Annotated in this window: 22 protein-coding genes and 1 pseudogene; 15 read left to right on the forward strand and 8 right to left on the reverse strand. The window is 61.1% G+C overall.

Features of this window, described 5'->3' with window-relative positions:
- Nucleotides 1–260: 260 nt before the first annotated feature.
- Nucleotides 261–887 (reverse strand): GNAT family N-acetyltransferase, encoded by a 627-nt coding sequence (locus tag D6T63_RS11130; RefSeq protein ID WP_220725923.1) that lies wholly within the window; start codon nt 885–887, stop codon nt 261–263.
- 31 nt (nt 888–918) lie between these two features.
- Here D6T63_RS11130 and D6T63_RS11135 point away from each other — a divergent pair, with 31 nt between their 5' ends.
- From D6T63_RS11135 to D6T63_RS19800, 3 genes are all read left to right on the forward strand, one after another.
- Nucleotides 919–1,518 (forward strand): phosphotransferase family protein, encoded by a 600-nt coding sequence (locus D6T63_RS11135; RefSeq protein ID WP_235830713.1) that lies wholly within the window; start codon nt 919–921, stop codon nt 1,516–1,518.
- 108 nt (nt 1,519–1,626) lie between these two features.
- Nucleotides 1,627–2,157, forward strand: a complete 531-nt coding sequence (locus D6T63_RS11140; RefSeq protein ID WP_120149115.1) for a hypothetical protein — start codon at nt 1,627–1,629, stop codon at nt 2,155–2,157.
- An 82-nt stretch (nt 2,158–2,239) separates the two neighbouring features.
- Nucleotides 2,240–2,824 carry a putative immunity protein gene (locus D6T63_RS19800; protein WP_328588671.1) on the forward strand — a complete coding sequence of 195 codons (585 nt, stop codon included), beginning with the start codon at nt 2,240–2,242 and terminating at the stop codon, nt 2,822–2,824.
- On the opposite strand, the gene D6T63_RS11150 is transcribed toward D6T63_RS19800, so the two are convergent.
- The gene (locus D6T63_RS11150; RefSeq protein WP_120149116.1) at nt 2,821–3,327 is read right to left on the reverse strand and encodes a GNAT family N-acetyltransferase; all 507 of its coding nucleotides are present in this window, start codon (nt 3,325–3,327) and stop codon (nt 2,821–2,823) included. The genes D6T63_RS19800 and D6T63_RS11150 overlap by 4 nt on opposite strands.
- A gap of 52 nt (nt 3,328–3,379) precedes the next feature.
- Here D6T63_RS11150 and D6T63_RS11155 point away from each other — a divergent pair, with 52 nt between their 5' ends.
- The 4 genes and pseudogenes from D6T63_RS11155 to D6T63_RS11170 all read left to right on the forward strand — a co-directional run bounded on the left by D6T63_RS11155 (nt 3,380) and on the right by D6T63_RS11170 (nt 5,528).
- Nucleotides 3,380–3,760, forward strand: coding sequence for a hypothetical protein (locus tag D6T63_RS11155; protein ID WP_120149117.1), 381 nt, complete (start codon nt 3,380–3,382; stop codon nt 3,758–3,760).
- 134 nt (nt 3,761–3,894) lie between these two features.
- A complete protein-coding gene (locus tag D6T63_RS11160) occupies nt 3,895–4,269 on the forward strand; it encodes a hypothetical protein (RefSeq protein ID WP_120149118.1) in 375 nt (124 codons plus the stop codon).
- 641 nt (nt 4,270–4,910) lie between these two features.
- A pseudogene (locus D6T63_RS11165) lies at nt 4,911–5,307 on the forward strand (recombinase family protein).
- A 35-nt stretch (nt 5,308–5,342) separates the two neighbouring features.
- Nucleotides 5,343–5,528 carry a helix-hairpin-helix domain-containing protein gene (locus D6T63_RS11170; protein ID WP_120149119.1) on the forward strand — a complete coding sequence of 62 codons (186 nt, stop codon included), beginning with the start codon at nt 5,343–5,345 and terminating at the stop codon, nt 5,526–5,528.
- Between the two features lie 68 nt (nt 5,529–5,596).
- On the opposite strand, the gene D6T63_RS11175 is transcribed toward D6T63_RS11170, so the two are convergent.
- Nucleotides 5,597–6,172, reverse strand: coding sequence for a dihydrofolate reductase family protein (locus D6T63_RS11175; RefSeq protein ID WP_120149120.1), 576 nt, complete (start codon nt 6,170–6,172; stop codon nt 5,597–5,599).
- A gap of 276 nt (nt 6,173–6,448) precedes the next feature.
- Here D6T63_RS11175 and D6T63_RS18935 point away from each other — a divergent pair, with 276 nt between their 5' ends.
- The 4 genes from D6T63_RS18935 to D6T63_RS11190 all read left to right on the forward strand — a co-directional run bounded on the left by D6T63_RS18935 (nt 6,449) and on the right by D6T63_RS11190 (nt 8,939).
- The gene (locus D6T63_RS18935; protein ID WP_147394355.1) at nt 6,449–6,613 is read left to right on the forward strand and encodes a transmembrane 9 family protein; all 165 of its coding nucleotides are present in this window, start codon (nt 6,449–6,451) and stop codon (nt 6,611–6,613) included.
- A gap of 225 nt (nt 6,614–6,838) precedes the next feature.
- Nucleotides 6,839–7,093 (forward strand): hypothetical protein, encoded by a 255-nt coding sequence (locus tag D6T63_RS11180; protein ID WP_120149121.1) that lies wholly within the window; start codon nt 6,839–6,841, stop codon nt 7,091–7,093.
- 160 nt (nt 7,094–7,253) lie between these two features.
- A complete protein-coding gene (locus D6T63_RS11185) occupies nt 7,254–7,982 on the forward strand; it encodes a GAF and ANTAR domain-containing protein (RefSeq protein WP_182976964.1) in 729 nt (242 codons plus the stop codon).
- 201 nt (nt 7,983–8,183) lie between these two features.
- Nucleotides 8,184–8,939 carry a GAF domain-containing protein gene (locus D6T63_RS11190; RefSeq protein WP_120149123.1) on the forward strand — a complete coding sequence of 252 codons (756 nt, stop codon included), beginning with the start codon at nt 8,184–8,186 and terminating at the stop codon, nt 8,937–8,939.
- A 174-nt stretch (nt 8,940–9,113) separates the two neighbouring features.
- Here D6T63_RS11190 and D6T63_RS11195 read toward each other — a convergent pair whose 3' ends face one another.
- Complete coding sequence (locus D6T63_RS11195) at nt 9,114–10,358, reverse strand: acyl-CoA dehydrogenase family protein (RefSeq protein WP_220725924.1); 1,245 nt, start codon at nt 10,356–10,358, stop codon at nt 9,114–9,116.
- 579 nt (nt 10,359–10,937) lie between these two features.
- On the opposite strand from D6T63_RS11195, the gene D6T63_RS20230 reads away from it, so the two are divergent.
- Both D6T63_RS20230 and D6T63_RS11200 read left to right on the forward strand, forming a co-directional pair.
- Nucleotides 10,938–11,018 carry a hypothetical protein gene (locus D6T63_RS20230; RefSeq protein WP_407923741.1) on the forward strand — a complete coding sequence of 27 codons (81 nt, stop codon included), beginning with the start codon at nt 10,938–10,940 and terminating at the stop codon, nt 11,016–11,018.
- Nucleotides 11,019–11,869: 851 nt separating this feature from the next.
- Entirely contained in the window at nt 11,870–12,904 is a 1,035-nt protein-coding gene (locus D6T63_RS11200) for an AAA family ATPase (RefSeq protein WP_120149124.1), read from the forward strand.
- 135 nt (nt 12,905–13,039) lie between these two features.
- Here the strand turns inward: D6T63_RS11200 and D6T63_RS11205 are convergent, their stop codons facing one another.
- The 3 genes from D6T63_RS11205 to D6T63_RS11215 form a co-directional block, all read right to left on the reverse strand.
- Nucleotides 13,040–13,462 (reverse strand): VOC family protein, encoded by a 423-nt coding sequence (locus D6T63_RS11205; RefSeq protein ID WP_120149125.1) that lies wholly within the window; start codon nt 13,460–13,462, stop codon nt 13,040–13,042.
- Between the two features lie 360 nt (nt 13,463–13,822).
- Complete coding sequence (locus D6T63_RS11210) at nt 13,823–15,259, reverse strand: EAL domain-containing protein (protein ID WP_182976965.1); 1,437 nt, start codon at nt 15,257–15,259, stop codon at nt 13,823–13,825.
- Between the two features lie 198 nt (nt 15,260–15,457).
- A complete protein-coding gene (locus D6T63_RS11215) occupies nt 15,458–15,652 on the reverse strand; it encodes a helix-turn-helix domain-containing protein (RefSeq protein WP_120149127.1) in 195 nt (64 codons plus the stop codon).
- A gap of 819 nt (nt 15,653–16,471) precedes the next feature.
- On the opposite strand from D6T63_RS11215, the gene D6T63_RS11220 reads away from it, so the two are divergent.
- On the forward strand, nt 16,472–17,287 hold the full coding sequence (locus D6T63_RS11220; RefSeq protein ID WP_120149128.1) for a slipin family protein: 816 nt from the start codon (nt 16,472–16,474) through the stop codon (nt 17,285–17,287).
- 318 nt (nt 17,288–17,605) lie between these two features.
- Here the strand turns inward: D6T63_RS11220 and D6T63_RS11225 are convergent, their stop codons facing one another.
- Nucleotides 17,606–18,340: an NUDIX hydrolase gene (locus D6T63_RS11225; protein ID WP_182976966.1), complete on the reverse strand. Its 735-nt coding sequence runs from the start codon at nt 18,338–18,340 to the stop codon at nt 17,606–17,608.
- 104 nt (nt 18,341–18,444) lie between these two features.
- Here D6T63_RS11225 and D6T63_RS11230 point away from each other — a divergent pair, with 104 nt between their 5' ends.
- A complete protein-coding gene (locus D6T63_RS11230; RefSeq protein WP_120149130.1) occupies nt 18,445–19,497 on the forward strand; it encodes an SPFH domain-containing protein in 1,053 nt (350 codons plus the stop codon).
- Nucleotides 19,498–19,499 lie beyond the last annotated feature (2 nt).

Below are 19,499 nucleotides of genomic sequence, written 5' to 3' on the forward strand. Positions count from 1 at the left end.
GAGGACGAATTTCCTGGCAGCAGGCCGGGTGGACTGCAGGCTCGCTGACCGCTGTGAACGACTTCCGGATACGGCAAGTCGATAACTCGCTGAGCTGATCGGTTGGCAGTTGAGAACGTCGAGGGTGAGTTGGTCGGGTACGTGGATCTTCACGGCTCTAACTCAGGTGAGAAGGAGCTCGGGTTCGTGATCGGCCCCTCGCGCCGCTGGGCACAGGGACTAGGGAGACGAACGGCCGTAGCCGGCGTCGTGTACGGCGTTCAGAAACTGGCCCCGGACTGCATCTGGGAGCTTCCTGAACGTTGCGGGGCATTTCTTCCATTTACGGATGCCGTGCTATTCGCCCCGCTGAAGTCCTTCATGTAAAACAGCGAGTTCCCGTGGATGGGGTCCCGTTCCACTCGTGTGGTCTCGACGAATCCGAGCTTGGTCAACACACAGCGAGAAGCAGTATTCCATTCTCGAACGGTGGCCCACAGTCGCCGGTAGCCCAACTCCTCAGCCCAGCTCACTACTGCCAGCGATGCCTCGGTCGCATACCCCTGACCCCGAACCGCGCGGAGAAGCTCGTAAGCCAGTTCTGGTTCGCCGTCCTGCCCGTGGTCATTTGCAATCAGACCGCAGGACCCGATGACAGCACCACGATCTCGTTGCTCTATGGCCAGAAGTCCCGAGGAAGCATCAGGATCACCACGACGGATTCTGTTCTCAAGGTCGTTCAGTGTGGGGCGGCCATCTGCATCGATCCGACGACGCGGAGGCACGCGAGGATCGCGCTCCGTCCAGAGCTTGCGCTGCAACGCGGCATCCGACACGAGCCAGCGCCGAAGCACCAGCCGATCCGTTTCCAGAACCACCACGCCTGCACCAATACGAGCCTGGCCCATAGCGATGATTATGCCCGACCCCCACATCTTCATGAGCCGACGGAACCACCCGCCCATCAATCCCCCACCGAACCTAGCACCTGCCTTCGGTAGGGTTCGCGGGCTGCACAAAAGTTTGCATGTCGGATTACCCGTGGTGACGCTCAAAGCTCTTCTACCTGGGCCTCGGTTCCCTCACCGGACGAGCGGGTTGACGTCATCAGTCTTCCCAGTACGAGAACATCGTGGGCGCGATCCGGCCCCGTGCGGTGTGGTCGAGGCGGCGGCACGCCAAATCCTGGGGTCGTATCAGCCAGCACCAGTTGTTGTTGTACCGACCCACGGCGACTGGCAGCCGCGAAACTGGCTACGGGACGGGAACTGGCTCCAGGTGATCGATTTTGGTCGGTTCGATCTTCGGCCGGCAGCCACGGACTTCTGCCGTCTCGCTACCCAGCAGTGGAAGGAAATTCCCCTGTTGGAGGAAGCGTTCCTGAACGGGTACGGGCCGGATCCTAGAAACGATCGGGTGTGGCCGATTGACCTACTGCGAGAAGCTGTCGGCACAGCCGTGTGGGCTTTCGTCGTCGGTGACACCAAATTTGAAGCACAAGGGCACAGGACACTGGAAGAAGCGATAGCTCGCTTCTAACGACGGTCCTCCCCGTGCCACGGTGGAGTGCCTGAAACGCACGGTTCAGGATCAGCTTCCGGGCAGCAGAAGAGGCTCTCATCCTCGAGCGAGGCATAGGGTGCAGGCATGGTTCAAAAGGCGCCCCAATCACTCGACCCTGATCCCAGCGTGATCCTGAGCTTGATCAACAAGGTGGTCAGAGGACGGTGGCCTGAGGATCCAGACCAGTTCAATGCGTACTTCGCCACCATCGGTTGCACGCCAGGACTGTTGTTCGAGCATCAGGATGACCTGCCGGACTCTTTTCGCGGTTCACTCCTCGTGCCAGGGGTATCGATGGATAACGGTTCATGGGCGGCGCTAGCCGGCAAGTTGCACTTCCTTGGATTTTTCTTTTATCCAGGCACACAGGATTCCCGCGTACTTGCCGGCCTCGCGTTCGACGTCGTGCGGGCCAGCGTTACTGACGCCTATGGGAAAGCTACTGACGAATCAGATCAGGGCGAGGGAAACCGGTCGGCGCTCTGGGAAGTGAACGAGACGTCCATTGAGCTCTACGCTCATGTCAATCTCGCGCCGATGCTGCAGCTCGGGCTAAGCAACCGAGAGCTCGCCGTCTTTCCCGACACGTTGATCACCGACAAGCGCGGCTACTGACTCACTAAAGAATCCTCTACGGCGCCCACTAGCAGAGTGGTGTGTTGCCGCCCGGGACGAGTGAGGAGTAAGAAACAGGCTCATGATCCTTCCTGCTGTTCGCGATCCTCGGCTTGTGTCCATTCGGCGCGGTGGTCTGCTGGCCGATGCTGATCATCAGCTCCTGGCATTGTGGGCAGCTACCTGCGCCGAGCATGTTCTGGGGCTGTTCGAGAATTCATACCGTGACGATGACCGGCCTCGTGCTGCGATTGAAGCGGCACGAGCCTGGGCGCGTGGCGAAGCGAAGATGATGGTCACCCGTGCAACCGGAGGACACTCGATGGGCGCTGCGCGTCCTTTGCGTGGTGCTCCACGGTTCGCGGCCTACGCAGCCGGTCAGGCGGCCTGTGTCGCCCACGTTCCCGAGCACGACCTGGGGGCGGCCGCTTATGCCATTAAGGCTGCTGCAGCTGCAGTGCCCCGCGCTCAGGAGCGGGACGCCGGACGTGCTGAGCGCGACTGGCAGCGTCAGCAGATTCCGGATCATCTCCGCCCCCTTGTCCTCGAGGACCAAAGCCGCAGGAACAGCATCTGCTGGTTCGTCTTCGAGGACGAAACTCCGCCGAGGAGCAACATGGGACCCATCCCTCAGCCCGACGCTGGGCAAGGTGCGGGCGGCGCTTAGGTTGTGATCCAGTAGCGGAGCGTAGTCGCCGTGGGCCCACCGACCGCCCGTCGCGCCTCGAGGACTCCTCCGCACCTTTCGATAGTTGTCTTGGACCCCAGGTTGTCTGCGTCGCAGGTCACCAGTACGTCATCGATCCTGAGTCGTTTTGCTTCGACGAGGGCATGTTTCAACATCTGCTGGGCGTAGCCGCGGCGCCTGAACTGAGGGCGAACGGCGTACCCGATGTGCCCGCCGACGGTCCGCAGCACGGGAGTTAGCTTGTGGCGGATCGACACTCGCCCCACGAGGTCTCCGTCCACCTCCGCGATGAGAAAAGTGGCAGGGACGTGCTCCTCGGGAAGGTTCTGGCCTTGTCGTATGTCCTCGACCTTTTTGAGAAACTCTGACCAGTCGACGGCGGCATCGTCGCTTAGAAGGAAATCGAACTGTTCAGCGGCCAGTTCCTTGTGTGCGAGTAGTGCCTGGTCCTTATCGGACTCGGAAAGGAGACGTAGTTCCATGGGTTCACATGGTACGGGTCAGGCTGTTGAGTCCTACGGAAGTCGCCGGCCGATGAGCGGTAATAACCCGTTTTCAACACTTTTTGGCTCGAGGCCGGAGGTGCCCTTCTTCCGTCCGGCTATCGCTGCTGGCATGAGCGATGACGCGCTGACAGTAGGGAAGCTGCATCCGAAACTCAAGCGGATCCGCGCACGAGCGGTCGCACGACGCATGCCTTTCGAGGAAGTCAGCGCCACCGAGCTGGTAGTCCATGGCGCGTTCGGCCCCGGCTTCCTGCCGCAAGTCGTCACCGTTGTCATGGCCATCCTGGGTCTGCGGGGGTCACTGGAGGCCCCTGAGACCCACAAACCCTACGCCCATGTGTACTCGGTGAAACCCAATGGGCATGTTCGAAAAAAGCGGCTTTGGGCTCCGTACCGCCCCGAAGTGTGAAGGTTGGCGGTCGGGCGCGCATGGATCGCCATACCGACAGGGCCGGTTGGGCTTGATTCAGCGGTTCAGTTCTTCACCTCGAAGTTCATCCACAAGCTACCCTGCCATGAAGCGCGTCCTTCAAAGTCGAAAAGATGGGGATGATGAATCTAATGCCGAACGAGTTCCCGGGTCCGTGGCTTTTGACAGGAACGTCACTGACGTTCGCAGGGCTAGCTGTTGGATGCCTGATCGCATACTTGCTGAACAGCAAGTTCCCGTACGACAGTGATGCCAACGGCCGTGTATCCGCGGTGGGGATCACTGCCACGGCTACACTCTGGCGACTCCTTGCGATCTTCGGTGCGGCTGTCTGGCTCGTGCTACTTGCCGTTCGCTTCGCGTTGTTCAGCAACATGCCGAGTGGCGAGGAGTGGCTGCAGGCGGGCACTTTGGCTGCCGTGGCAACCGCGATTGTCTGCCAGGCAGCCTATCTACTCGGTGTCCTGGCTGATCCAGATAAGAAGTAGAGCTTCGGTGTCCTGCAGGATCTTCGACAGATGAGAGAAGAAAATGGAAAAGATCACCTATGGCAATGGACCTCTCATCGTAGGATCCCTGGGGGCGTTCTTGATCAGCATCGCGCTCATCACTCGACTTACCGACGGTAAGGGAGACGTCTGGGATTGGGTCTTCCTTGCTGTAACGTCCGGCCTCGGGGCGTACTGGATAGTCCTCGCACTCGGCAGCGGAAACCGACGACGAAGCAAATCAACGACCCGTTTGGTGGAAGAGTCAACGAATCGGGTTCCTTGGTATCAAGGTTTCATTCCATGGTTCTGAGCATCAGCTACTTCGGTTGTTTCGATGCGCCCAGAGCCAGCCAATTCCGACGCCCACCAAGCGAGACGGTCCTTCGATCGAGTAGCGGCGTTCAGTTCCTGCCGTCATTTGCCCCCACTCACTTCGCGCAACTTGGTCCTGGTGCAACATGAACACGCTCTTGTTCTCCAAAAGCTCCTCAACCTGCCAGATCAGAAGATCAGCCGCCTGCGTGACATCGAAAGAAATGCATCCGGAATCGCAGGCCTCTTCCTGTCTCGGAAACTAGCCTCACTGCACCCCGTCTTAGAAGTGCTCGCTCCTGAGGTTTGCGAGTCACAATAGCGGGATGAGGCATCTTGGACACACCAGGGTCAGCACTTCGAGCCAGGACGCACAGTTGCAGCTCGACGCGATGGTCGCAGCAGGGGTCGACAGGCATGATGTGTTTGTGCGACGTCGACGGGTCGGCTGATGCTCCACATGCTCGCTACCCTCGCTGAGTACGAGCGGGAGCTCATCGTCGAACGCATCAACGCAGGCATCGCCGCCTCTGAGCAGAACGCCACTTGCTTCGGCCGGCCAGCGGTGAATCCGAAGGTCATCGCGGACAAACTCGCCATCGCAGCAGGCGCCCGGACCAAGGACGCACGACAGAGAATCCACCTGTCCCGTGGGCTGGAGCTGCGACTCGACACCGGCACCGACACCGACAAGCCCTGGCGATCAGCGCTATGCCACGATGACGCCCACACCCTTTCCAGCTGAGGAGGCCCGCACAATGACTACTGCCGTCCCTCTTCCCAGGATTGGCGCTCCTGCGACGAGAGCCCTCGCACAACATGGCGTACTGACCATGGACGACCTGAAAGGCGCCGACCTCAATGAACTATCCAAGCTGCACGGCGTAGGCCCGAAAACGATCAAGCTGCTGCAGGCAGCCGTGGGCGAACAGCAGGCTCCTTAGATCCTGCTGCGCGCCCACTAAGGCACTCTTGGCCCCCTATGCCGTGCACCCTGCGTGCTGCACTGATCTCAGTGGACTACGTCGTAGATGGCCTTGACGACACCGTTGGCGTAAGTCTCCGACTCGCGCAGGCGGAGCTGCTGCCGGTCCCTGTCCTCCGTGCTGAAGACTCTCTTGCCTGTGCCGAGCAGTACCGGAAACACCAGCAGGTTGTACCGGTCGATGAGGTTCGCGTCGGCGAGGGTCCGCGCGAGTTCAGGACTGCCGTGAATGAAGATCGCGCCACCCTCGCCTTGCTTGAGTGCCGCAACGTCTTCCAAGGAACGCAGGACACTCAATGGGCCCCACCCTTCGATGAGCGCGTCCTCGTCAAGAGTCGTAGAGACGACGTACTTGGGAAGGTCCTTATACGCTGCATGATCCTCTGATCCGACCCAGATCGGAGCGAACGCCTCATAGCTCCGACGTCCGAACATGAGGGCTGTCGTCTCCTCCAGTTCTTCGCCTTTCAAAGCAAAAGCCTCGGGTAGGAACTCGGTGCTGAAAACCCACCCGCCATTGCGGTGCCCCTCTTCAACGCCGCCGGGCGAATCCACCACCCCATCCACCGTCGTGAATCCAGTCCACACCAATTCTCGTGCCATCAGATACCTCCAGTGCTCTTTTATGATTACCTACACGGTAGACGCGGCACGCAACAGGAACTCATCGATCACCTCGAGAACGGTTTCGGGATTGAACCAGCAGATGTCGCTCAGAAACCCAGCACGTTCGCCCCTGCGGATGACTGCGCGGTCATAAACGAACGCAGTTACCGATGTATGCAAGGAGGTGCCGCGCCGCCGCTCCTTTGCCACCCCAGTCACATGACAGTCCCGGGGGAGCAAACGAAGATTCAGGAAAGTGTGAAGGGTTGAGAGATGAAGACACTAGTACCGGCACTTCTTATCGTGCTCGGCTCGGTGCTCATGATTGCGCAGATCCATGCAGACAGTGAGCCTGGCGCGATCCCGCTTTCGCTGATCGTGATTGGTGCCATGTGGCTCCTCATGTCACTGGCCCGAAAGCGGCGGCACAGCGCATAGCTGCAGTAAGGCTTTCGATGGCTGGTCCTGGCAGAGCTCCCGTACAGGTCTGGTCACTTCCCACGAGCGAAGGGTTTCTCGGCAGAGGAGGCGCGGCAGGGCTCAGACCAGAAGGTAAGGTTGCTTATAGTACGTGCCTGTCTGGGGCTATTCCGGTTCTCCAGTGGTGTTTTGAAGAGCACGGGCATGAATCGTTTCCCGGTCAAAGCCTAAGCAGGCACCCGAATGACCGCACGGACCCAGCAACACAGCACCTGGCTTGCAGCACTCCGCGCTGATCTCAGCGCCGACGACCTGTGGGTCCACTACTACGGTATCGGCGGTTACCTCGGGGTCGTCGAGTTGGACGCCTACCTGCACGGCATGTATTTCCTGCCGCAGGGCGAACGGAACACCGTCGCTCTGGCCCTGAATGAACTGATCGATGATCTCCCTGAACGCCTCAAAGCCGAATTCGTGCACACTCCGCCCCTGGATTAGCGCCATTCGCACGACACGCCGAACACGCACCAGGAACGATGGGGTGTTCGGTCACGAAAGCTGACACGCCATGTCGACACCCGATAAAGCACGGTCCCGCCCCACCACCGATCAAGCCGCCAATCATGGTTTTCCCATTGCTGCCGACGATGCTGGTTCAGTGAGTGTAGGGGCGGGGTCGATCTCTGACGAGCTTCAGGACCTGGTTCTGGACAGTCCCGACATCGCCGTGTTCCTGAAGGAGATTTCTGAGCGTGCGGCGGCCGTCTTCTCCGCCCCGGGCGCTGACATCCATTGCGCGGTCCTGCTGGTGCGGCCGCGGATGCAGTCGACGATGACCGGTAGCAGCCCGGAAGCCATAGCGATGGATGAGATTCAGACCAGGTACGACGACGGGCCGTGCCTGCGGGCCGCCAGATACCAGGAACCGTGCGTGGTCGAGGACTTCTGGAGCGATACACGCTTCGGTCAGTACACCACCAGCATCCTGCATACCGGAATCCGGTCCGCGCTCGGGGTTCCCATCCAGCTCGACGGGGCTGCGGCGGCGGCCCTTGACCTGTACTCGACACGGCCCGGCGAGTTCGACTCGAACAGCGTACAAGATGCCTTAGGTCTTGCCGGGGAAGCATCACGGGCACTACGGACCGCGGTGCGGATCGCTCACTTCTCCGACGCCGCGAAGAACCTTCGGCTGGCGATGGACAGCCGGGCAACGATCCAGATCGCAACCGGCATCATCATGGGGCAAAGCCGGTGCAGCCACGACGCCGCGATGACCATCCTGAGATCCGCGTCGAGCAGCCGGAACACGAAACTCAGTGACATCGCCGCCTCGGTCCTGCTCTCCATCGGGCAGGAACCACCCACCGCCCATTTCGACTACTGAACCCGACCATCACGCCCCCGGGAGGGCATTGCTTCGGAGGTCATGGTTCCGAAGACATGGCTGGTGAATAATCTCCTGCCGCCGGGGCGGCAGCAGTACAGTGAGAAGTAGATGTTGCGCGAGCGAGGTCTATCGGGGTTGAGCCTCCAGCCTCCTACCCGCGGGGGTGACACCTCTGCCTCGGACAGCTGAAGGCCTACCGTGAACACCACACCCACCTCCCCAACGCCCGGCTCATCACCTGCTCGCGAACTCCTGGCGATTTTCGGCCGTAGCAACGGATACCTCCTCACCGAGCAGACCGCCCACGACGCCGTCGACGGGCTCGCAGGGATCGCCCGGGACATCATCACCTCCGCCGAGGGCGCCGGCGTGAGCATCATCGACACGGACGGCACCCGCACCAGCGTCGGAGCCACCAACCCTGACGTCCTCGAAGCCGACAACCTACAATACGAATTCGGTCAAGGACCCTGCATGAGCGCCTGGTCCACCGGTGAGCCGACCTACATCGCCGACACCCACACCGATGACCGGTTCCAGAAATGGACGTCCGCAGTGGCCGCGCTCGGTATCCGCTCGTGTCTGAGCGTGCCCCTGCTGAACAGGCCGACAGGACTCGGGGCGATGAAGGTCTACTCCACCACCGTCGACGCCTTCACCGACGAGGACCGGCGCCTGCTGATGAACCTTGCACGATCTGCCGCAGCCCTCCTGGGACACATCCAGGCCAGCGACACACCGCAACGCATCAGCGACGACGTCAATGCATCCCTCGCCGATCGGGACACGATCGGAGTCGCCCGCGGCATCCTCATGGAACGCTTTGATCTGGATCGGCAGGCGGCCATGAACCACCTGATCGACCTCGCCACCGACGCCAACACCACCATCGGCACCATGGCCGCCATTATCGGTGAGCGTCAGGACGGTCCCTACCCCAGCGGTAACTCATGACGATCAAACACACCGCGGAGGGACAACGCCTGAAGTGCGATCCACGGAGGAGGCTGCCCGTTCAACAAGGGTAGCTGCTGGGATCCAGTCCCCGTGCGGGCAGGGGGTGTGGATTCTGCACGGGGAGCGACGGCGATCATCTCAGCGGTGTTAGTGAATTCGTCAGATGGTGAATCAGGTGTACCAGGTGGGTTCCGGGATCTGGTTGAGCAGGACGTACTCGCCGACCTCACGCTTCTTGTAGGCGATCGGATCGTGGAGGCTGTGGGTGCGGAGGTTGCGCCAGAAGATGTCGAGGCCGACGTGGCTTGCGGAGGCGCGGGCGCCGGTAAGTTCGTACACCTTCGTCGCGATCTCCAGGCCATCGTCGACTATACGTAGCTTTCCGGCGGCAATCCGGACCGCGAGCTCACCGCGTTGGCGTTGGGTGAGGTCCTCCCGGGGCGCATGGAGCACTGCGCTGATCTCCGCACCGGCGGCGTCAAGGAGCGCTTCGTCGGCCCAGAGCTTGGACTGCAGTTCGCCGTAGCCTTCGAGGAGGTACCACTCTTCACTCGCGTGCTGCTTGTTGTCGCCGCCGTACGGCCATGCGCGTGTTGTCGTGCGGGTGTAGGCGGAGGCGGCGGCAAGTGCGCCTTGGGCGATGCCGAGGTAGAAGTTCGCGAAGACGAGCTGGATGGTGGGAACGTTGAGGGTGTTGTAGACGAGCGGATTGAATTGTTTCTCGACGAACCCTGCGGCCGCGGCCCATGGGACACGAACGTCACGGATTTCGACCGAGCCGGATTCGGTAAGACGCTGGCCCAGGCTGTCCCAATTGTCAGCGAAGATGATCCCCTCTTGCGCGGTCGGGACAATCGCGAAGATGTGAGTTTCGGTTCCCTCCAGAACGCCCTCGAGTACGGTGAGATCGGAGATCTGCCCTCCAGTGGAGAACGACTTGTTTCCCGAGTAGACGAGCTCGCCGCCCTCTTCCCGGATAGTGAGGTCGGAGTCGCGCGGGTTGACGGCGCCTCCGAAGACAAAGTTGTTGCTCGTGTAGAGCTCCTCGACAGCTGCAATCTGCTCGTCCGTCGCGACGAGGCGTGCCGCCCATGCCCACAAATAGTGGTAGCCGAGCACCTGACCGATCGAACCATCACCGCGTGCGACGGCCCGGATGACCTTGTATGCGGTGTCCCAACTCTCTCCCGCGCCGCCGTGCTCCTGGGGTCCGAGCAGGGTCACGAGACCAGAGTCCTTGAGCAGCTGCACCTCTGCATGCGGGGTCTCATTTGCACGATCGCGTTCCAGTGCGTCCGACGCCAGAATATCAGCGACTTCCTGCGCCCGCGCGATCCACCCGATGCTACTTTGAGGAGCCTCTGCGTTCCGCCATCGATTCGTAAAACCTGTTGTCGATGAATCCGTAATTGTCACGTTCTTACCTTTCGGTTTGTTTGATGTGGAGCCCCATTCACGATGCCAGCGGCTACCGGCGTCGCGATGGTTCTCGTTCGAGCGACACGGGACGCAATCCCGTGCTCTTACGCTCCAGTTCGGCCCCAAGCTCCCCTGCGATCGGGATGACATAAGTGCCGAAAGTCTCGATTTCTTCAACTGGGTCCGGAAATCGTCGTTGTACTTCATCAGGTCCTCGAAATGAGGAATCGGCCCGTATCCCTTTCTCACAGTAGAGAGCGATAGGGGCAGGAACACGTCTATTAATGACCGTGACCGGTTGTTACCGAGCGTGACGATTTGCGTCGGAAGGTTAACAACCGTTGGTCCGAAGGGCTGCTAGGAAAGTCAACGCATGCAGGACCCGCACGATGATATGCGCGCTGAGGGCGCGTCGACGTCAACACTGTTTCGATGAAGATTGACCATGCGCGTGCATCGGCGAGACACCACCGCTCAGCGCAATTGCTTGGTAGCCCTCGGCGTAGCACTCGATGACATCGACAACGACCACAGACGGACCGGGCAATTCATTCTCGCTCGGGTCTTCGCGAAGCGATGGCAGCAGTCAGGAGAGGTCACACCCTCGTTGTCGCCACATTCGACCACCTCGCACGTTCTCTCCCAGACGCTCGCTGAGCCGGAGCGCCAGCGTCTACGGCCCCACCGATCTCGCTGAGCATCTTCTTCTCAACGTCCCTGGCATGATCGCTGAGTCCGAAGCCGACCTCATCCGTATGAGAACACGTGAGGGTCCGGCAGTAGCCAAAGGTCAGCTGCGAGGTAAGACGCCGAAGCTATCCGCATCACAGCGCCGGCATTTGCTCGAGCTGAACCCCGCGCGAAATTCCGAAGGCGCGACCGGTTTGAGGATGCCGTCTACCTGACCGGCGTCACCCTGAAGGACATCGAAGCGCTAGTACCCCACCTTCCGCAAGGCACCTTCTCCGGACTCGATCGCGATTTCGACCGCATGTGCACAAGTGCCGGTGCTACCACGTGGCTACCGGACCTCGAACGCTGGCCACTCGCGAACCTACCGGTCGCGCATCCCCTGCCCGAGATCATCAACTCACTCATCGGCGCCTGCAACGGCATCCATCGGATGGGTGAGGGCACATCGCTCCCCTGGTGTTTCGGACCTGCCGGGAAGGAGCCGGCGACGGTCCGTGGGCCGAAACCGGGGAAGGATAGATTTCCCTGCCGAAACGGTCGGCGCGTAAAAACCCTATAGGGACAGCTACGAACTGCTTCACACCCATGTGCGAAGGGGCCCGGTCGGCTGCATGAGAACAATCATCATGTTTCCGCGGGTGCTTCAGCATCTTTCGGCGTCAAGTTGCGCACGTAGCCTGTACCACCCTGTCAGTGCGTAGGCCGGAGTACTACAGTTGCGACGCGCGCACCAGAAGGCAATGCTCCCCCAGCACGCCCGATGAACCCCCGCGAATCACCCACTCGCGGCCCAACAGTCTCCCCAGGAGGAACGCATGGCTGCCAGCCGCAACCCACTCGAGGATCTGCGCGAAACACTCAGTCATCTCACGGAGCAGCTCAAACTGCCAGGTTCGGAACGGGTCGACGACCTGGTCGGTGATCTTTTCGGTGGGCGTCCAGGGCCGGCCCGGCCACTCTCCGAGGTGCAGGCCGAACTCGACGCTCTGGTAGGGCTGGAAACCGTGAAGGAACAGGTGCGGGCCCTCGTCGCCTTGCTACAGGTCCAGGCTCGCCGCAAGGCGCACGGCCTTCCAGAGGTGGCTACGTCCCAACATCTGGTGTTTCTGGGGAACCCGGGCACGGGCAAAACCACCGTCGCGCGGCTCCTGGCCGAGATGTACCGCGCGGTTGGCCTGCTGCAGAAGGGCCATCTGGTTGAGGTTGACAGGTCAGGCCTGGTGGGACAGTACGTCGGCGCCACCGCGATCAAAACTGATCGCGTCATTCGGCGGGCGCTCGACGGCGTTCTGTTCATCGACGAGGCATATGCGTTGTCCCCCGAGGACGGCCGGATGGACTTCGGCCCCGAGGCCATCGAGGTCCTGCTGAAACGGATGGAGGATCACCGGCACCGCCTTGTGGTGATCGTAGCCGGCTACCCACAGCTAATGGAGGCATTTCTGCTCTCGAACCCCGGCCTGCGTTCCCGGTTCGCACGCGAGATCACCTTTCCCGACTACTCAGTCGACGCGCTCCAGACGATCTTCAACCAGATGCTGGTCCAGCACGAGTACACCTTGGAGCCGGGCGCGGATGAGATGCTGCGCCGTATCCTTTCCGGAATTCACGCCGGCGAGGACTCAGGCAACGCGCGTTTTGCCCGCACGCTCTTCGAGCAGGCGCTCAACCGGCAGGCACTGCGGCTCTCGCTCGACGAAGACCGGAACCTCGACACTCTCGATCGTGACGAGGTGATGACACTCACGACGGACGACCTCGACGAGGCCGCCCGAGCCCTGGGTGCGGGACCGGCGCCCGAACCTCAGTCCGACCCCGAACCTTCACGGTGGTGGCACTGGCTGACCTAGATAGCTGCTGGTTTGGCCTGAACCCTGGGCCTGTTGGACACCCCCGCTCGGCCACGACGCGACTTGACTAGCAGGGTAGTCGGTCGGTGAGCCCACTCTTGCGCGCGATCCAGATGCGCGCGCTAGTTGCGGCGATCATGTTTTTGCCCTGGCGGCGAGCATCTGGAGATAGTGCGGATTGTGCATGATGCCTAGGACGTTGCCAAATGGGTCAACAACTGACGCGGTGACGAATCCGCCCTCGCCGCGCTTAGTGATCGGTTCGTACTCGGTGGCACCCATGGCAAGTAGCTTGTCCATGGTGGCTGTGAGGTCATCGACATGCCACGACATCACAGCACCTCCGGCACTCCCCGCAGCACCAGAGGGAGCGTAGCGGCGGTCGATGAGGCCGAGTTCGTCCTCATCGTCCCCAACCCTGAATTCGATGTATGCAGGTGCCGACGGAGGCTCGGGGAAGGCGTAGTAGGGCTGATCGCCCAGCAGTTCCGCGTACCAGCTTCCCGCTGCGGCCAGATCGTCGGCATAGAAGCTTATGGTTGCAAATCCTCGAAACATCGGTGCTCCTCATGTAGTAGGCAGCGTATCGCCGCGATGAGTACATCATGGGTGACTGAAGTGCTCATTGAACGATCGCTGCTATAAAAATTATGAGGTCCGCCTGCGGATCGGCTGTTGGCCGGGCGTATCTCGATATTGCCGTTGTCACCTCCATCTCAACCGGGCGTAGATTTCATCGGTGGGATATGAGCTGGTGTTCTCCTGCCCCTTCATTTGGAATGCGAACAAAGTCGGCTGCAGGAAAAGTCGAAATCACGGTTGCTTCACAGTCTCGAAATCTCCACCGCATGCCCGATCAGCGAATTTTGGCGACCGGAAACCGCTCATGGGTGGCAGAGCCCTGGTGTCCTATTGGAATCAGTACCAGATTGACGGTATCGCCGGAGTGTTCGGTATCGACTGCGAGGGAGCGGCGGGACTCCACTGAGTCCAGTCCTGGGGGCGGGCGGTAAGCCTGCCGAGAAAATAACCCTGCACGGCTGATACCCCAAGTGCTGCAACCGCTGCAAGCTCCTCAGCAGTTTCGATTCCTTCGGCGACAAGCGCTGCTCCGAGCTGCTCAGCAAAGCCGACCATGGCCTCGCCGAAGGCATGGCGAAGGGTGTCTGTATCGATTCCGGCGATAACGCCACGGTCCAATTTAATGATGTCTGCTTGGAGCCCTCTGATGTGCCGGATCGAGTCGAAGTAGGAACCAGCATGATCGATCGCGAGCCGGATTCCGCGCTGTCGCAGGGGTACCAGCGCAAGAATCAGTGCGGCGGCCTGCTGCTCGGTAAGGGATTGGGTGAGTTCCAAAACCATGCGTTCAGGTGCCAGCATGGATTCCTCGAGCAAGCCCGGCAGCAGGGGGTCCAAGCAGGTCGCCGGAGACAGTTTCAACGCCACATAGAGGTGAGGCGGCAGGTGCTGCGCCGATGCAAGTGCGAATTCCAGGGCAGCGAACTCGAGTTCGCGTCCAAGCTTCGCCTCCACGGCCTCCGCGAACCAGTAGTCGGCGGTATCACTCCCGTCGCTGACGAACCGGGTAAACGCTTCGACGCCGACAGTAGAGCAGGTGGACAGTTCGTAAATAGGCTGGAAAGCGGTCAGGAGCATCCTGCCCTCCAGGAGCTCCTCGATCCGCGAAACGCGCCGCAATGCTGACGGAGTGGAACTTTCAGCGAGCAGGCGGACCGTGGACCAAGGCGTCGGGCGCGGCTCCTTGTCGGTGCTGACCGGGAGCCCAGCGAGGGATTTCAGGGCGATCGTATGTTCACTCGGCGCTGTTCCCGCCTGTCCGTGCTGAGCCGCGGGTTGTTCGCGACGCTGATCCGGTAAATGGCTGCGCTCCGGTCTAAGGCCAGGGAGCACCACATCGATGATGCCTGAATCTTGCCCGATCAGTCCCGGACCGCTGTTCCGCGAGGGCATACCAAGTGCAAGGTCAACAGGAGATCGGTTGTTGGAGGACGCTGGAAAAGAAGGCAATTTCATCGACATGGCTATTCCCTTGTTTCCTGTCCCGGCTGAGTCCGGAACCGGCCCGCCTGTTCCAACAAACAGAACCCCCGGTTTGGGGGCGGAAGGCCGTGAGGGCACCGTAGCACGCACCGACGCGAAAACCGGGTCTGCGGGGCAAAGATCTGTAATCAAACCCATTCCAGCGCATTCGCGGACAGCCCCGATACCCTCTACTGCTGATGCTTTGTCCGGGAACAGTACGGACACCGCCAAAACTGCCTCATCGGGGTCTTTCAGCCTGAAACCGAAGAGCTTGTCCGCTTCATGAAATAGCTCGAATGATTCCGTCATGCCAGACCCTTCTGGACGCCTTCGGGGGCGAAAGAAGTTTGGGCCGTCATCCCGGCAAGGGTGCGAAGTCCCCCACGGATCGCACCCGCCCTGATGGTATAGGCGGAACTGCTCAATAGCGAGGGGTTCTTCAGCCACATACTCCCGGAGACCAGGCATAGGAGCTTTACTGATTGCGGAAACCGGACGGGCAGTAAATCAGTGGCCTGAATTAACCGATTCCAGATATTGCTGCACAGACGTTTCCGATACCCGGTAGGAACGGCCGAACCGGATCCCGGTAAGTGCTCCGGACTGCACCAAACGGTAGACCGTCATCTTCGACACCCGCATCTGAGCGGCTATCTCCGCAACTGTCAGAAGGTTCGTCGTCATGATGTTGTTCTGTTCCATTGCCACATCTGCTCCCCGAGACTCGGCTGTCACTACGGTGTCTCTGTTAACAGTGAGCACATCTCGCACGCGCCACACGAGTAGTGACTACCTGCTTTACGCCTCGCCTCATAGGTAGGGCGCATCGAAAGCACCCGATCCGAGTGTTGGGAGTGCCACCACGATCACCTGGCAACATCAGCGCACCCCGACCTGACGTTGACCGCATCCATCATTCACACTCTGGACCATCAGTGCCTTCACCTCACGTGCGTAACCGGCCATCAGAAGTTCCACGGCGGCGGGTCAAACCGAATTTTGATGCAACGAATCATGCGCAGCGCTTAGCAGCGCCGGCTCAGCGTCAACCCTCAATGGAAAGCGGCACGAGCGTTCCTGCTGGAGAATCCGCAATACATCCTCCTTCGCGACCAAGATCTGCAGCTTGCCGTCAGGTGCCGACTTCATTGCTTTCTGGTCGTGGGCGGGAGGAGCCTGTGGGCATCACCCAAGTAGATGAACCGCCCGACGTTAACCAGGCCTGTAGGAGCTGACCGACTCCTGGGCAGCCTCGAGCTCGCCCTCGGAGGCGCGTGACGCATGGAAGATTTCGGCTCCGCGCGATGCTTCGGACTGCGGTGTATGTTCGCGGGTTCCGCTTGTGACTGGACTCCCCATGCGTTTTCATGTGGTCAGCCTCAGTAGCGCCTGCGGCCCAAGTCCGACCACGGGGTCAAGGCTCATTTCCGATCATTGGTGGGACGATAGAGAAAGGACACCTGTCACGGCGCCGACCCGGCGTCGGCGGGTTCCGCTCAAGGAAATCAGGAGGGGATCCTGATGGACCCCACCACCATTGTCGTTGCCCTCGTCCTCGTCCTACTGCTGCTCATCGGTGCGAAGCTGTCGATTCACATCGTGCGTCAATACGAGAAGGGCGTGCTGTTCCGACTCGGCAGGGTCATCGGAGTCAGGGATCCCGGGCTGCGGCTGATCATCCCGGTCATCGACCGGCTGCCGTTGGTGAGCCTGAGGATCGTGACCATGCCGATCCAGTCCCAGGGCATCATCACTCAGGACAACGTAAGCGTCGACGTGTCCGCTGTCGCGTACTACAGGGTGGTCGACGCCGAAAAGTCCGTGGTTGCGATCGAAAACGTGGCCGCGGCCATCAACCAGATCGCTCAGACGACGTTGCGGAAAGTCGTCGGCCGACACACCCTGGACCAGACACTCTCCGAAACCGAGCGGATCAACCTCGACATCCGGGAAATCCTCGACGTCCTCACCATCGAATGGGGCGTCGAAGTCACCCTGGTGGAACTGAAGGACATCCAGCTGCCCGACACCATGAAACGGGCCATGGCCCGCCAGGCTGAAGCCGAACGCGAAAAGAGGGCTAAGATCATCGCCGCTGAAGGTGAGGCGATCGCCGCAGCAGCCCTTGGAGACGCCTCCGACACCATGATGGCTCACCCGCTGGCCCTGCAGCTCAGGAACCTGCAGTCCCTGGTCGAAATCGGTGTCGACAAGAACACCACAGTCGTCTTCCCTGCCCCGCTGATGAGCACCATCGGTGAGCTCTCGGCCTTCCTCGCCCGCGAAAATCAAGCCGCGGCATCCTCGAACAGCACGACACCCATCAAGGCGGCGTAATCCTCAGCCTAAAAGACCCGCCCGTCCCGTCGGTCCTGTGAAGAAACCGAACGAGCCACCCTTTCAGCCGACTGCGACCTAGCTGATATCAGGAAACCGGGGGCTGCGTGTAGAGGGTCTACCATCCCTCTCCCGCCCATATACACCGCCTCAATGGTCTCGCTGGACCTCATCGTCGTCGACAAGTTAGATGGTCCTTGTGCCCGAACTTCCTCTGGAATGGTGAGATGCAGTCTTGCCATAAGGATCGGGGCAGCAAAAGGCGCGCTTACAGCGGTGAACCTCTTTCAGCTCGTCCCAGTCATGCTTACATGGGTGTCAGGGAGGCGGGCGCATGAGGGGTGGGTTGAGCACAGCGCGCGTTGGCTGACCCGGAGCCGGACGGGCTGCCGGCGCCAGCCGGAAAAGCGCCGCAGGACGTCCGGCGTCGCCTGTAGTAACGCGCCCTGTGTCTTCCAGGAAACCAGACGTTCCTGTGGCCTTGCGGTGAAAATTCCGGGGGTCCAGGCGCGTACCCCACACGGCCTCGTACACGGCCCGGAGCTGGGCAACAGTGAATTCTTTGTCACAGAAGACCGCCCCCAACGGCGAATATTCGAGCTTTGATTTCGCCCGTTCCACAGCGTCAGCGAGGATCCGCTCATGGTCGAAAGCGAGTCGCAATCCGCCATCCAAAACCTGGTGGACAGGATACCAAGCGGCATGTTTGGCATCGCTCCCCGCGGACAAAACCGGGAAGTTGGGAGCGAGCAGCAGGTGGGCCACCGTCAGCACATCCCCACGCGGATCGCGCCCCTTCGGGCCGTAGCTCCCCAGTTGCTCCAAATGCCCCGGGACGTGCTCGACGCCGGTTTCCTCCGCCAGTTCGCGGGCCGCCGCAGTGATCAGGTCTTCGCCGGGCAACACGAATCCGCCGGGCAGGGCGAGCCGGCCGCGGAACGGTTCGAGGAGCCGGGTGATGAGCAGGACATTCATGGCGTCATCGGCCACGGTCAGGGCGACGACGTCAACCGTCACCGGGAAGCGCGCGGGCACCGTGCGGGATTCAGGCATGGACTCATCGTAGGCATTTATCGTCACCTTGACAATAACTCGAACGGAAGCCTATCGTCAGTTATCGTCAACCTGACGAGAACATCAAGGTTTAGGAGAATCCCATGGCCAGCATCACACGCTACCCCTGGATCAGCCACTTCCTGGGCAGCCCCACTGGGTACGTCGTCCACCTCCAAAAAGGCTCGGTCCGGCACCAGGGAGTCGGTCAGGCATTCTGGTACCGTCCCGCCAACTCAGTGCTCAGTGAGATTCCCGTCGATGACCAGGAACTGCCCACGCTCTTCCACGCCATTACCCGTGACCACCAGGACGTTAGCGTCCAGGCAAACGTGACCTACCGCTTCATCGACCCCGTGGCTGTCTCCAGTCGGCTCGACTTCGGCCTCCAACTGGCCGGTGCGGGGCCTGCGGGCGGGAGGGAACAGGTGGCCACGATCATCGGCCAGCTCTGTCAAAGCCACGCAATCGACCAGATCGCCACCACCACGCTTGCTCAGGCCCTGGAGCGTGGCGTCAGTCAGCTCCGCGCCGTTCTCACCGAAGCTCTGCGCGCGGACACCCGGCTCCTGTCCACCGGCATCGAGATCCTCGGGGTGCAGGTCCTGGCCATCCGGCCAGAGTCCGACGTCGAGAGGGCACTCCAAACGCCGGTCCGGGAACAGCTCCAAGCGGAAGCGGACCGGGCCGTCTACGAACGCCGGGCCGTCGCCGTCGAACGCGAACGGACCATCTCCGAAAACGAAATGGCAAGTCAGATCGAACTGGCCACCCGGCGCGAACACCTGGTCGCCCAGGAAGGCGCCAACGCCCGGCGTGCGGCTGAGGAAAAAGCCGCAGCGGGATTCATTGAGGCCCAGGCATCGGCCGAACGCCAGGGCATCAACTCCTCCGCCGAAGCGAACCAGATCCGCCTGGTAGGCGAGGCAGCCGCGGCACGTGAGGCCGCCACCATGGCGGTCTACCAGGGCATGGAACAGGCCACCCTGCTGGCTTTGGCCCTACGCGAGGCAGCCGGGTCACTGCCGGACATAGGAAACCTCACCATCACCCCGGACCTGCTGAGCGGGGCACTTGCCGGGCTGTTCCGGGAGCCCGCCGGCGGCACAGTTCCGGCCAGTGCAGCCCCTGCAACCGCCGGCAGCACCGGAAAGTAGTA

Source organism: Arthrobacter cheniae (assembly GCF_003602275.1).
Lineage (GTDB): Bacteria > Actinomycetota > Actinomycetes > Actinomycetales > Micrococcaceae > Arthrobacter_D > Arthrobacter_D cheniae.